This window comes from Microbacterium sp. P26, from assembly GCF_023712585.1.
In the GTDB taxonomy this organism is placed as follows: domain Bacteria; phylum Actinomycetota; class Actinomycetes; order Actinomycetales; family Microbacteriaceae; genus Microbacterium; species Microbacterium algihabitans_A.
This window is the reverse complement of record NZ_JAMAXZ010000004.1, coordinates 318,940-331,842: the sequence shown is the minus strand read 5'-3', so window position 1 is coordinate 331,842 and position 12,903 is coordinate 318,940. Positions and strand designations below refer to the sequence as shown.

10 protein-coding genes and 1 riboswitch are annotated in these 12,903 nt (G+C 70.9%); of the genes, 6 read left to right on the top strand and 4 right to left on the bottom strand.

Features of this window, described 5'->3' with window-relative positions:
- From M3667_RS10705 to M3667_RS10695, 3 genes are all read right to left on the bottom strand, one after another.
- Positions 1 to 1,020 (bottom strand): DUF222 domain-containing protein (locus tag M3667_RS10705; RefSeq protein ID WP_251507931.1); only part of this gene is annotated, 1,020 nt, incomplete at its 3' end.
- Positions 1,021 to 1,231: 211 nt separating this feature from the next.
- The gene (locus tag M3667_RS10700) at positions 1,232 to 1,588 is read right to left on the bottom strand and encodes a GntR family transcriptional regulator (RefSeq protein WP_251507930.1); all 357 of its coding nucleotides are present in this window, start codon (positions 1,586 to 1,588) and stop codon (positions 1,232 to 1,234) included.
- Positions 1,585 to 3,276, bottom strand: a complete 1,692-nt coding sequence (locus M3667_RS10695) for a D-alanyl-D-alanine carboxypeptidase (protein WP_251507929.1) — start codon at positions 3,274 to 3,276, stop codon at positions 1,585 to 1,587. The genes M3667_RS10700 and M3667_RS10695 overlap by 4 nt, the downstream gene beginning before the upstream one ends.
- A gap of 37 nt (positions 3,277 to 3,313) precedes the next feature.
- A riboswitch (TPP riboswitch) is annotated at positions 3,314 to 3,424 on the top strand.
- Between M3667_RS10695 and M3667_RS10690 the strand changes: the two genes are divergently transcribed.
- From M3667_RS10690 to M3667_RS10675, 4 genes are all read left to right on the top strand, one after another.
- Positions 3,416 to 4,057 (top strand): ECF transporter S component, encoded by a 642-nt coding sequence (locus tag M3667_RS10690; RefSeq protein ID WP_251507928.1) that lies wholly within the window; start codon positions 3,416 to 3,418, stop codon positions 4,055 to 4,057. Its footprint overlaps the riboswitch before it by 9 nt.
- Complete coding sequence (locus tag M3667_RS10685; protein WP_251507927.1) at positions 4,057 to 5,505, top strand: ABC transporter ATP-binding protein; 1,449 nt, start codon at positions 4,057 to 4,059, stop codon at positions 5,503 to 5,505. The genes M3667_RS10690 and M3667_RS10685 overlap by 1 nt, the downstream gene beginning before the upstream one ends.
- On the top strand, positions 5,502 to 6,287 hold the full coding sequence (locus tag M3667_RS10680; RefSeq protein ID WP_251507926.1) for an energy-coupling factor transporter transmembrane protein EcfT: 786 nt from the start codon (positions 5,502 to 5,504) through the stop codon (positions 6,285 to 6,287). The genes M3667_RS10685 and M3667_RS10680 overlap by 4 nt, the downstream gene beginning before the upstream one ends.
- A 101-nt stretch (positions 6,288 to 6,388) precedes the next feature.
- Entirely contained in the window at positions 6,389 to 7,390 is a 1,002-nt protein-coding gene (locus M3667_RS10675; protein ID WP_251507925.1) for a glycosyl hydrolase, read from the top strand.
- Between the two features lie 6 nt (positions 7,391 to 7,396).
- On the opposite strand, the gene M3667_RS10670 is transcribed toward M3667_RS10675, so the two are convergent.
- Positions 7,397 to 8,623, bottom strand: coding sequence for an ROK family transcriptional regulator (locus M3667_RS10670; RefSeq protein ID WP_251507924.1), 1,227 nt, complete (start codon positions 8,621 to 8,623; stop codon positions 7,397 to 7,399).
- Positions 8,624 to 8,689: 66 nt separating this feature from the next.
- On the opposite strand from M3667_RS10670, the gene M3667_RS10665 reads away from it, so the two are divergent.
- Entirely contained in the window at positions 8,690 to 9,538 is an 849-nt protein-coding gene (locus M3667_RS10665) for a LacI family DNA-binding transcriptional regulator (RefSeq protein ID WP_251507923.1), read from the top strand.
- Between the two features lie 99 nt (positions 9,539 to 9,637).
- The gene (locus M3667_RS10660) at positions 9,638 to 12,865 is read left to right on the top strand and encodes a cellulase family glycosylhydrolase (protein WP_285837652.1); all 3,228 of its coding nucleotides are present in this window, start codon (positions 9,638 to 9,640) and stop codon (positions 12,863 to 12,865) included.
- Positions 12,866 to 12,903: the final 38 nt, after the last annotated feature.

The following is a 12,903-nucleotide window of genomic DNA, read 5'->3' as shown; positions in this document are numbered from 1 at the left end:
GCCGATGAGTTCGGCGGGGTCGTGGTTTTCTCGGGTGGGGTCGAGGATGGTGAGGGCGGGGACGACGATCTGGACGCGGGCGCGGATGGTGCCGAGGGTGCCGGGGCCGTCGTCGGTGCGGGTGGGGTCGGCTTCCGGTGCGGCGGCCAGCAGCAGGTCGGCGAGGATGTCGGCGCGCAGTTGCGCGGTGGTGCGCTGGTCGGTGGCGAGCACGGTCGCGGGGCTGAGGGCCGCCGCGGCGGCGGAGTGGTCGGACCCGAAAACCGGGTGCGGGCCGGGTGCCGCGGTGCCGCCTGCATCGTCGCCGGGCGTATCGACACCCGCGAGGGCGCTGTCCGCCCCGTCGTGCCCGAACGCGCCGCCGGCGCGAATGTCGAGGAGCGCGCGGGCTTGGTGGGTGAGGCGGTCGTAGATGCCGACGGCGAGGACGGTGGGCAGGGTCGCGATGAGGTCGGACATGCCGTCGGCCCCCGTGACCAGGCGGACGCAGCGGGTGTCGCGGCCGCGCTGGTGACGTTCGGTGAGGGTGGTGGGGTGCAGTTTCTCGGCCAGGACACCCAGCCGGGAGCGCAGGCGGGCGGGGCTGCGGCCCTCGGCGGTGGCGACGGCGAGAAGGTCGAACTCGGCCTTCTTCTCCGGTGGAAGGGCTGCGCCGATGTCGGCGATGACGTGGGCGTGGGCGCGGGTGAGAGCCCCCGCCTCCCACGCGGCGAGGGTGGTGGGGTAGTCGTCGACGAGGGTCATCGCCTGACATATCTGCCGCTGCACCGACCGGTCGGAGAGGTTCTCGGCCGCAGCGAGCTCGGATGCGACCTCGCGCAGGGCCAGTTGCGCGGCGCGGGCGGACGCGCGCTGGTCGGCGAGGACGTCGAGGGCGAGGTGCCCGGCCTCAGCGAGAGCGCGGGTGCGGGCGACCTCCGCGGCGGCGAGCACAGCGCCGGTGGAGCGGACCTCGGCGAGCACCGCGGACAGGCCGCGCGGGCCGTTCTCCGCGGGTATCGACGAGGTCTCGGATGACATGTGGGCATGCTAGCGACGACCTCCGACATTGAACCCGGGTATTGCGGCGCATCCGGCCTATGTTCGGGCCGATCGAGGAGGAGGAAGGCGCGTCGGGACCGTGCGCGCCGGGGAAACCCCAGGTCAGACGGCGGTGGGTGATCTTGCGGGTGAAGTCCGCCACGGCATCCGGACGCGTCCGAAAACCGCCGACGAAGCGCGAGATCGCTCGTCAGCCGTCGCGCAGAGCGGCGCGCACGAGGTCGACCGCCTCGGCACTCGACAGACCGAGGCGTCGCGTCGTCTCGGCGTAGGTCCGCGCGGCAGCGGCCCCTCGGGCGGCGGCGGCATCCGCGCCCTTCACGAACGTTCCGGCGCGGCCGCGGGTCTCGACGTAGCCCGCCTCTTCGAGTTCTTTGTAGGCGCGGGCGACCGTGTTGGCGGCGAGGTCGAGCTCGCCCGCGAGGGTCCGTACCGGAGGCAGACGGGTTCCCGCGACGAGCGTGCCGTCGTCGATCTGGGCGATGATCCGGGCCCGCACCTGTTCGAACGGCGGGACCGGCGACGACGCGTCGAGCGAGAGCTTCATCCGTTCAGCCCGAACAGGTCGAGGGGGTGCGTGAGTCGCCACCACGGGCTCGGCGGGTCGAGCTCGCCGGCGAGTTCGACGTCGACGGTGTCGGCGTCGACGGGCCCGGTGGCCGTAAGCGAACCCACGGTCTCGCCGGGTTCACGGGCGTTGCCGAGGTCGAACGAGGTCGAGGTCTTCGCGACCGCGCCGTTCCAGAGCACGACCGTCGCGTCGGTCGCGGTGACCACGTCGACGTCGGAGGCCCACAGCGACTCGACCTTGCCGACGACCGTGCCGGCCGTGAGCGAGGGGCTCGGCTGCAGCTCCTGCTCGATGCGCGCGAACAGATCGCGGCTGGCCTGGTTGCGGCTGTCGGGGCCGGGCTGGCCGAGCACGGCGGCGTAGGCGCGCACGGTGGTGCCGCCGACCGTGATGTCCTTCGCCGTCAGCAGGTTCCAGGCGTCGAGGGTGCCGGTCTTCACGCCGATCACGCCGGGATCCTCGAGTAGGGAGTTGCCGTTGCGGAAGGTGCCCGCCCCCGGCAGCGTCAGTTCGGGCGTGCGCACGATGTCGGCGATCACGGGGTTGGCGAGAGCGCGCTCGGCGAGAGCGATGAGGGCGGCGGGGGTCGCGGTGTTGCCCGCCTCGATGCCGGTCGGGTTGACGATCGTGATGCCGTCGATGCCGCGCTGGGCGAGATACTCTCCCGCGGCGGCGGCGAAAGCGGCATCCGATCCGAAGAGATCGTTCGACAGCCGCTGCGCGTAGTTGTTCGCGGAGGCGATCAGCATGCCCTGCAGCATCTGCAACTGGGTGAGCGTGCCGTCGACGGGCACGTCGAGCGACGACTCACCCCGGGCCCGGTACTGCCAGTAGTCGGCGCTGTCGGCCTGCGTGAAGGCGTACGTGCCGCCCTGCTCACCCGGCGCCAGCGGAAGCTTGTCGAGCACGAGGAGCGCGGTGACGACCTTCGTGATGCTCGCAATCGACTCGGGCGCGTTCGCGGGCGTCGAGAGCGTCTCGGGCATGCCGTCGAGTGCGATCGCCGCCTCTCCCTGCGCGGGCCACGCGGGGCTCGCCGTCGGCGCGGCGGTCGGCTGCGCGGCGACGGTGCGCACAGTCGGAGCCACGGCGTTCAACGGCCAAAGCAGGGTCGCGGCGACGTATGCCGCCACGAGCATGAGCAGCAGGATGGGCGGAACGACGGTGGCCGGACGCAGGCGACGTCGGCGCCCACCGGCCAGCAGATCGCCCGCGCGCAGGGTGGAACCCGACACGACGAAGGCGGGGGCGGGGCGGGGAGCCGCGGCGTGATCGGGGTCGACCCACGCGAGCGCACCGATGACGGTGGAGGTTCCGGATGCCGGGGCGGCGGTCGACGCGGGCGAGGCGTCGGTCGTCGGCGGCGGGGTCGTCGATTCCACCGGCGACGGCTCGGCCGCTGCGATTCGGGATGCCTCCGCTTCGGCGCCTTCGGCAGTCGGCGTGACGGCGGCAGCGCCGGTCTGGGGGGCCTCGCCCTCGGCAGTACCCGCGGCGGGCGCAGCGGCGCCCGGTGCGCCGGCTGCGCGTGCCCCGGCCGTCTCCGCACCCGACGCGTCGGCCGGGGAAGCGGCATCCGGAGTCTGCTCCGACTCCGCCGGAGGGGCGAGCCGCTCGTCCGGGTTGCGCAGCGCACGTCGCGACTCCGGGATCTGCTCGCTCACCCGCCCACGCTACCCCGGGCGTGCCTCTATACTCGTCACCACAACCCACGGGAGTCCGGTGAGCCGGGCTGAGAGGAAGCGAATCCACGCTTCGACCGTCGAACCTGATCCGGATCATGCCGGCGCAGGGAGGAGAGAAATGCACACGTCCACGTCTGCCCCCGCCAACCGCTCGTCGGTCGTCGCCACGGACCGCTTCCGTTGGCGCGTCGTCGACATCGTCGTCGCCGCCGTGCTCGGCGTCGCGATCGGCCTGGTGTTCTGGGCCTGGAACACCGTCGGCGGCCTCTGGTTCGTCGCCATGGACGGCGTCACGCCCGGTCTCGGCGGCGTCGCGGTCGGCATCTGGCTGATCGGCGGCGTCGTCGGCGGCTTGATCATTCGCAAGCCCGGTGCGGCCCTGCTGGTCGAGCTCGTGGCCGCCGTCGTCTCGGCCCTCATCGGCAACGTGTGGGGTCCGCTCACGATCGTGTCGGGCCTGGCTCAGGGCCTCGGCGCCGAGCTGATCTTCCTCGCCTTCCTCTACCTGCGGTTCACCCTGCCGGTCGCCATGCTCGCGGGAGTCGGCGCGGGCGTCGGCGCGTGGCTGAACGAGCTGTTCGTCGGGTCGTCGCCGAACATCGCCAAGACCGTCGAGTTCAACCTCATCTACCTCGGCACACTCGTGGTCTCGGGTGCGCTGCTGGCCGGTCTGGTCGGCTGGCTGCTCGTGCGCGCACTGGCGGCCACCGGTGCGCTGAGCCGCTTCGCCGCCGGGCGGGAACGCCGCCGCGACGTCTGATGCCGCATCCCGCGCGCGTCGACGTCGAAGGCTGGGGCTGGCGCTACGCCGGCCGCAAGCTTGCCGCCACGCGCGAGATCGACCTCGTCATCGAGCCCGGCGAGCGGGTGATGCTGCTCGGCGCCTCGGGCGCGGGCAAGTCGACCCTGCTCGCCGGTCTCGCGGGCCTGCTCGGCGGCAGCGACGAGGGGGAGCAGACCGGGCGCATCCTCGTCGACGGCGGAGCCCCCGAGGATCAACGCGGACGCATCGGCCTGGTGCTGCAGGACCCCGAGGCGGGGATCGTGCTGTCGAAGGTGGGCGACGACGTGGCCTTCGGCTGCGAGAACCTCGGGGTACCGGCATCCGACATCCCCCACCGGGTCTCGCACGCCCTCGCCTCGGTCGGTCTGACCGTGCCCCTCGACCGACCGACGAAAGCCCTGTCGGGCGGGCAGAAGCAGCGCCTCGCGCTCGCGGGCGTGCTTGCGATGCACCCGGGACTGCTGCTGCTCGACGAGCCGACCGCCAACCTCGACCCCGACGGCGTCGCCGACGTGCGCGCGGCCGTCGAGTGCGTCATCGCGCGCGAGGGCACCACGCTCGTGCTGATCGAGCACCGCACCGCCGTGTGGGCCGATCTCATGACGCGCGTGGTGGTGCTGGCGCCCGGCGGGGGGCTGCTCGCCGACGGCCCGCCTGATCGCGTGTTCGCGGAGCACGGCGACGCCCTCGCGGCCGCCGGCGTGTGGGTGCCGGGTCGCCCGGTGGAGCTTCCGGTTCCCTCGCCTCTCGAGATCCCGGATGCCGTGCTCACGACCGAGACGCTGACGATCGGGCGCGAGAAGGGCGCCGTCGTCGCGGCCGACCTCGACCTGGTCGTCCCCTCCGGCGCGGGCACCGTGGTGACGGGCCCGAACGGAGCCGGCAAGTCCACCCTCGCGCTCACCCTCGCGGGGCTCCTGCCCGAACTCCGCGGGGAGGTGACCGCCGCGGCGGGGCTCGCGGCCCGCGGCATCCGGCGCCCCTCCCGCTGGCGCTCCACCGAACTGCTCACGCGCATCGGCACGGTGTTCCAGGAACCCGAGCACCAGTTCCTCGCGTCGACGCTGCGCGACGAGCTCGCCGTGGGGCCGAGAGCGCTCCGGATGCCGGCGGCCCAGGTCGAGACGATCGTCGACGAACTGCTCGAGCGGCTCGACCTTGCCCCTCTCGCCCTCGCCAACCCGTTCACCCTCTCGGGAGGCCAGAAGCGACGCCTGTCTGTGGCCACCGTGCTCGCGGCCTCGCCCGAGGTGATCGTGCTCGACGAGCCCACGTTCGGTCAGGACCGTCGCGGCTGGACCGAACTCGTCGCCCTGCTGCAGCGCGAGATCGCACGCGGACGCGCGGTGGTCGCCGTCACGCACGACGCCGACGTGGTGCGCCACCTCGGGCAGCACCACGTTCGGCTGGGGGAGGCCGCATGAGCGTCGCGCTCGAGGCCCCCGCGCGCGCGGCCTGGCTCGACGGCGTGAACCCTGTGACGAAGGTCGCGATCGTGGTGGTGCTCGCCGTGCCCCTCCTCGTGTCGATCGACGCGGTGAGCGCCGCGACGGCCCTGGCGCTCGAGCTGCTGTGCGTGCCGCTCACGGGACTGGCGCTCGCGACCGTTCTCAAGCGGATGCTGCCCGTGGTGGTGTTCGCCCCCGTCGCGGCGGTGAGCATGCTGCTGTACGCCCGACCCGGCGGCACCGTCTACGGCACGTTCTTGTTCGCCACGATCAGCGACGACTCGATCGTGCTCGCGGTCGCCGTGCTGCTGCGCGTGCTCGCGCTCGCGCTGCCGATGATCCTGCTGTTCGCCCGCACCGACCCCACCGCGCTCGCCGACGCACTCGCCCAGGTGGCGAAGCTGCCGAGCCGGTTCGTGCTCGGCGTGCTCGCCGGGGCGCGCACCGTGGGGCTGTTCGTCGACGACTGGCGCACGATGACCCTCGCCCGCCGGGCCCGCGGGCTCGGCGACCGCGGAGCACTCCGCCGGTTCTTCTCGATGGCCTTCGTGCTGCTCGTTTTCGCCGTGCGGCGCGGCACGAAACTCGCCACGGCGATGGAGGCGCGCGGGTTCGGCGCCGACGTCGAACGCACCTGGGCGCGGCCTTCGACGCTGTCGCGGCGTGACGGTGCGGCGCTCGCGGGAGCGATCGTACTCGGGGCGGTGGCGCTCGGGGCCGCGGTGGCTACGGGGGCGTTCCGTGGGGTGGGGACCTGAGGCTCTGGGAGTCCGTTACATAAAATATTTATAAAAGTGTGGACGTGCCCCATCGCCGCGGGGCATCCTGGAGCCCTCGATGAAGAGGAGGGGCACCGCCCATGAAGAGAACTCGTCTACTCGGCGTCGTCGGACTGGCGGTGGCGACCGTGTGCGCGGCCGCCGTCGTCCAGCTGCCGACCGCGGCGGAGGCGTTCCAGCCGTCCACCCGTGCGAGCGTCATCCAGTATCTGAACTCGGTCACCGGCACGAGCATCGTCTCGGGCCAGCACAACAAAGAACCGGCCTCGCAGCCCGCTCAGTACACGCAGCAGGTCAAGGACATCACCGGGCAGTATCCCGGGCTCTGGGGTGGAGATCTGTTCTTCACCGCCACCGATGCCGCGAACCGTCAGCGCGTGGTCGACCAGGCGAAGACGGAATGGCGCAACGGCTCGCTCGTCACTCTCGCCTGGCACGCGTGCCCGCCGACCGGGCCGAGCACTTGCGCGTTCGAAGGAGGTGTGAAGAGCAACATCTCGGACGCGCAGTTCCAACAGATCATCACGGGCGGGACGGCGCTCAACACCACGTGGCGCCAGCGGATGGCCGAGGTCGTTCCCTACCTGAGACAGTTGCGTGACGCGGGGGTTCCCGTGCTTTTCCGGCCGTTCCACGAGATGAACGAGACCTGGAACTGGTGGGGCGGACGACCCGGCGTGAACGGCAGCGCGAAGATCTACCAGCAGATGAAGGACTACTTCGACTCCCAAGGGCTGACCAACCTCATCTGGGTGTGGAACGTGCAGGACAACCCGAACGCCAATTGGTCCAGCTATTACCCCGGGTCGTCCTATGTCGACGTGGCCTCTCTCGACGTCTGGTACAAGAGCTATCCGAGCTCCGGCGACTACTCGCAGCTGCAGAACATCGCGGCGGGAAAGCCGATCGCGATTGCCGAGATGGGCAAGGTTCCCACGTCGAGCCTGCTGACCTCGCAGACGCGCTGGTCGTACTTCATGGTCTGGTCGGAGCAGCTGCGGCAGAACAACACCAATGCCGAGATCCAGGCGACATATTTCCACCCACGAGTGCTGAATCAGGGCGAGCTCGGGCTCCCCTGACAACCATCACGGCCCGGCGAAGCGCAACGCCGGGCCGTGACCTGGCGCGAGCTGGCCCTGCAGGGTCAGGGCGGCGGCGCCGATGGCTGCGGAGTCGGTCGGGTTGATCGACAACTCGACGGAGAAGGAATGAGCCTTGCGGGCGAAGGCTCGGCCGAGGCTCGCTCGCACCTCGCGGACGAAGAGGGAGCCGGCCGTGGCGACGCCCGGACCAGACAACACGATGTCGTCGAGATCGAAGAGGTTCGTGAGGGTGAGAGTCGCCCCCGCCACGGCGCGCGCACTCTCGATGACGAGGGCCGTCGCCGCGGAGTCACCGTCGACGGCGGCACGGGAGAGCACCTCCCAGTTCTGCGCCACAGTGGCTCGCTCGTCCAGCCCGAGGGTCGCAGTGATCGCCGCGTCGTCCAGGGCGCGCGCCACGATCGCGCGCGGGGCGGCGACGACCTCGAGGCATCCGACGTTGCCGCAGAAGCACTCGGGGCCCGTGGGGTCTACCGTGATGTGCCCGATCTCCGCGGCGTTGGAGCTCGCCCCTCGGAAGAGGGCCCCGTCCACGACGACGCCGGCACCGATGCCCGACCCGATGTACACGCACGCGAATGAGCGGTAGCGCGAGATCCCCCGGCTCCAGAACTCGCCAAGCGCTGCGGCGCTGGCGTCGTTGTCGACGAGGACGGGCATGCGCAACGCGGTCTCGAACGCCGAGCGCAGGGGCACGTCACGCCAGTGCGGGAGAGTTGGCGCTTCGATCACGGTGCCGGGATCGGTGCGCATGGGGCCGGGGAGCACGACGGCGACCCCCTGCACGCTGGCGGCGGGGATGTCGGCGGCGGTGAGGAACGACTCCAATGAGTCCGCAAGTCGTGCGATCACGTCGTCGGGCGCGTCGCTGCCTGCGCCCGGAAGGCGCTCGCGCGCGACGACCCCGCCGTTGGTGTCGGTGGCAACGAGTGTCGCCGATTCGAATCCCAGCTGGATGCCGATGCCGTGCCGAGCGCGACGGTTGATGTCGAGAAGCCGGCGGGGCTTGCCGCCCGTGGAGGGGACCGTGCCGGCCTCGACGATGACCTCGTCGTCGAGCAGCTTGCGCACGATGAGGGAGATGGCCGGCTGCGTCAGCCCCGTCGCGGTGGTCAGTTCTGTACGGCTGATGGGTCCGGCGGAGCGGATGAGGTCGACCACGAGTGCGCGACTGCCCGGGGACTCCGGGGTCGCCTGCGGCCGTGCCATCGGGTCGCCTCCTTCGGCGCTGGGTAGATTACGGGAGCCCGGATGAACCCCGAGAGGATCGTACCCGTGACGCACTTGCGACCCCCCATCGGCCTCGCGCTGGTCCGCGACACCGAGATCCTCGGCGCGGAGCCGTACTTCCACGACCTGATCGTCGGTATCGAAGAGGTCACCCTCGCGGAGGGATATCCCGTGCTGTTGCGGGTTCTGCCTTCGCGCGACGATGAAGAGCGGCTGTACCGATCGTGGGCGGCGTCGGGCGCGGTCACCGGGGTGCTCCTGGTCGACATCCAAGAGGGCGACAAGCGACCCGCTCTCACAATGGATCTGAGCTTGCCGGCGGTGGTGGTCGGCCCCCCGGTCGCGCAGGAGCTCATGACGGTCTGGACTGACGACGATGCGGCAATGGGCATCGCGGCGCGATACCTCATCGGACAAGGGCATCACGAGATCCTCCACGTGGGGGGTCCTACGCACATGCGCCATTCGCTCTCGCGGCGGACCGCGTTCGCCCAGGCGTGCGCTGACGGGGGCGTCGTTGCGCGGCTGGCGACCGGGGATTACTCGCGCGCATCCGGGGAGGCGGCGACCGCGGCGGCCCTCGCGGAGTACCCCCAGCTGAGCGCGGCGGTCTACGACAGTGACCTCATGGCTCTCGGCGGCCTCGACGCGGCATCCGGCGTCGGACGGGGTGTGCCGGACGATCTCGCGATCATTGCGTGGGACGACTCCACGCAGGCGCAGCTGTCCTTGCCGCCGCTCAGTGCCATCGCGCGCGACACGCGCGCTGTCGGGCGCCTCATCGGTCGGGCGATGCTCGACGTCGTGTCCGGAGAGGCCGTCGATGTGCGCCACGCGCCTGACGCCACCCTGCGCGTCCGCCGCAGCTCGAGCCGTGACGAACCCGTTACATAAATTATTTATCTAACCTCTTGACCTGTTCCGCGTCCTCGCGGATGCTGGGTTCATCGCCGCATGGCGTGCCCGCATCCGCCGGTCGAAGGAGCCTGGTCGTTGTCTCATCCCCGCACCCCTCTGCGCGCCGTCGTGGCCGCAACCCTGACCGCAGCGGTCGTCGCCGCATCGTTGTCGGTCGCGCCGGCCGCGGTCGCCGCCCCCGCGGCATCCGCCCTCGACCTGACGTCGCAGAACACCGCGTTCGTCGAGCGCGACGGCACTCGACTCACGCTCGACGGTGAGACTTTCCGCGCCAGCGGGACGAACATCTATTGGCTCGGACTTGACGAGAACGTCGGCGGCGTGGACTACCCCACGTACTTCCGCATCAAGGATGCGCTCGACACCGCGAGCCGCATGGGCGTCAACGTCGTGCGTTCGCACATGATGACCTCCACCGGTCAGGACGACGCGAATCCGTTGGCGATCATGCCCCGTCTCGGTGAGTACAACGAAGAAGCCTTCCGGACGATCGACTTCGCCCTCGCGTACGCCGGGAGCCTCGGCATCCGGCTCATCCTTCCGCTCACCGACGAATGGGCGTACTACCACGGTGGTCATCGCGACTTCACGACCCCGCTGGGGCTCACCTCCGACGAGTTCTACACCTCGCCCGAGGCCGTCGCGGCATATCAGCAGTACGTCGACGTGATCCTGGCGCGCACCAACGCGCTCACCGGAGTGAAGTACGTCGACGACCCGACCGTGCTCGCATGGGAGCTCGGCAACGAGCTGGAGGGGATGACCCGCGACTGGATCGACGATCAGGTCGCCTTCATCGCCGAGCGAGCGCCCCAGCAGCTCATCGCCGCCGGCCGCCGGTTCGACATCGATCCCGACACTCTCGCTGCGCCCGACCTCGACATCGTCGACGTGCACTACTACCCGCCGACGGCCGAGAAGGTGACGGCGGATGCCGCTTCCGTCGCCGCTGCGGGCAAGGTCTACATCGCGGGGGAGTACGCCTCCACCGCCGCATCGAGCGAGTTGCTCGACGCCGCAGCCGCCGACGAGAACGTGTCGGGGATGTTCTTCTGGTCACTGTTCGGCAACAGCGACCGAGGTGGGCTCGTCGCGCACGACGACGGCTTCACCCTGCACTACCCGGGTGAGACGGAGCGGATGCGGGAATCGGTCGCCGCGGTCGAGGACTTCGGACGCGATCTGGGGACGCCGATCGCGACGGGTGCGGTGGACGCACCCCTCATCGTCTCGATCGCACAGACCAACGCGATCAATCGCATCGCCTGGCGCGGATCGGCCGGTGCGCAGGACTATCGTGTTCAGCGCAGCGTGGGTGGAGGAGCATGGAGCGATCTCACCGTCGACCCGGTGGGGCCCCAGGATTCGCCCGTGACGGACCTCGACTCTCCGGCGGGTGCGGAGTACCGCGTCATCGCCCGCACGGCCGGTGGCAGCGAGACCGCCTCGGATGCCGTCCGCTCGTCCGGCGGCACCGTGACCGTCGATCCCCTGTCGGACTGGCGGGTGTCGTCGTCGCACGACGGCGCCGTACTCCTCGCCCCCGAGGGCGCGCGGGCCATCGACGCGACGGCTTCCGTCAGTTGGCAGGCTGCGGGCGTCAGCGAAGCGACCTTCCGTTTTGCTTCCTCCGCTCGAGCCGCGGTCGAGGTGAGCGCCGACGGATCGACCTGGACCACCGTGCCCACGACCGCACAGAGCGTTGACGGGTCGATCGAGGTCTCGGCATCCGGTTTCGAGGGGGAGTACGTCCGGGTGTCCTGGGCGCGCGACGGAGTGCTCCAGCGTGCCGTCGTGTCGAGCGCGACACCTCGCATCGCGCTCTTCGACCCTCTGGATGACTTCAGCCGCACGTCCGCCCACAGCGGCAGCCTGTCGTTCGACACCGGCAACCCCGACCTCTTCGGCGGCGACGCCTCACGCGTGAAGCGGGACGCCGCCGACGGCGAGGAGTCCCTCACCTGGACGTACGACGACATCTCCGGCGCGGACCTCGTCGCGTACTACTGGCCCGACCAGCCTGTCGTTCCCCTGACACTGTCGGGTTCGGGGGACGGCGAGACCTGGCGCACGCTGTCGCCCTCCATCGACGAGGGTGACGGTAACTGGAAGCGCTACGTCTACCGTCTGCGCGACCTTCAGGACGTCGACCACCTACGGGTGTCGTGGGACGGGGCGACCGGTGAAGTGTGGACGCCTCAGCTTTCGGAGATCTCGCTGTTCTCGCCGAACGCCCCCGAATTGGGAGTACCGGGCGCCGTCGCCGCAGAGACCCCCGCCGACGGTGGAATCGACGTCCGCGCCACGCCCGCCTTCCGATGGACTCCCGCGCAGGACGCCGCGTACTACCGCTTCACCCTCGCCACCGATGCCGAGCTGACCCAGGTCGTGGCGTCGGAGACCGGACTGACATCGCCGTCGTTCCGTCCCGCCGTCGACCTGCAGCCGGGAACGACCTACTACTGGCGCGTCGACGCCGTCAACGGTCTCGGCTCCACGGCCTCTCCCACGTGGAGCTTCACCACCGCGGCGCGACCACATGACGACCTCATCATCGACGACTTCGAGTCGTACGCCGACGACGCCGCGCTTGCCGCCGCGTACGTGCGGAACACCGGCGGGGGCGAGATCACGCCGACCCTGCGGTCGGACGGCGATGCGAACACGGCAGGATCGTTCGCGTTCGACCTCGGGAGCCCCGGATATGCCGGCGTCGTGCACGCACTCGGCGATGTCCCGAGCTGGTTCGGTTACGAGGGGATCGGGCTGACACTCGACGCTCCCGTCGGAACCACCGTGACCGTCCAGTTCGTCGCGTCGGGTGGCTATTGGGAGGCGCAGGTGCCCGTCGAGTCCGAGGGAGCGCAGCGGGTCGAGCTCGCTTTCGGCGACTTCGCCCCGCCCGCCTGGGCCGGTGAATCGCGACTAGACCTGTCGTCGATCACCGAAGTCTCGCTCTACCTCGCGGGCACCGCGACCGGTTCGGTGATCGTCGACGACATCGCCGCCCTGGCCCCGGCCGATGACCCCGAGCCCACGCCCGAGCCCACACCCGCCCCGGGCGAGACCCCCGCCCCGGGGGAGACCCCCGCCCCGGGCGAGAGCCCCGTCCCGGGCGAGAGCCCCGTCCCGGGCGAGACGCCCGACCCCGGCGCCACCCCGCCCGCGACCAACCCCGACGCGTCGGGCCCGCTCGCCCTCACCGGCGCGGCCGCTCCCGTCGGGCTCGCCGCTCTTGGAGTCCTGCTTCTGCTCGCCGGCATCGGAAGCGTCGTCCTGCGCCGCAGCCGCACTCGTTACTGACCTGACACACACACACCGGTGCGGCGGCGATGCCGCCG

What these genes read in the sequence shown, in the direction of transcription:
- M3667_RS10700 (WP_251507930.1), bottom strand. Translation starts at nt 1,588, where the DNA reads ATGAAGCTCTCGCTCGACGCGTCGTCGCCGGTCCCGCCGTTCGAACAG.
- M3667_RS10690 (WP_251507928.1), top strand. Translation starts at nt 3,416, where the DNA reads ATGCACACGTCCACGTCTGCCCCCGCCAACCGCTCGTCGGTCGTCGCC.
- M3667_RS10685 (WP_251507927.1), top strand. Translation starts at nt 4,057, where the DNA reads ATGCCGCATCCCGCGCGCGTCGACGTCGAAGGCTGGGGCTGGCGCTAC.
- M3667_RS10680 (WP_251507926.1), top strand. Translation starts at nt 5,502, where the DNA reads ATGAGCGTCGCGCTCGAGGCCCCCGCGCGCGCGGCCTGGCTCGACGGC.
- M3667_RS10675 (WP_251507925.1), top strand. Translation starts at nt 6,389, where the DNA reads ATGAAGAGAACTCGTCTACTCGGCGTCGTCGGACTGGCGGTGGCGACC.
- M3667_RS10670 (WP_251507924.1), bottom strand. Translation starts at nt 8,623, where the DNA reads ATGGCACGGCCGCAGGCGACCCCGGAGTCCCCGGGCAGTCGCGCACTC.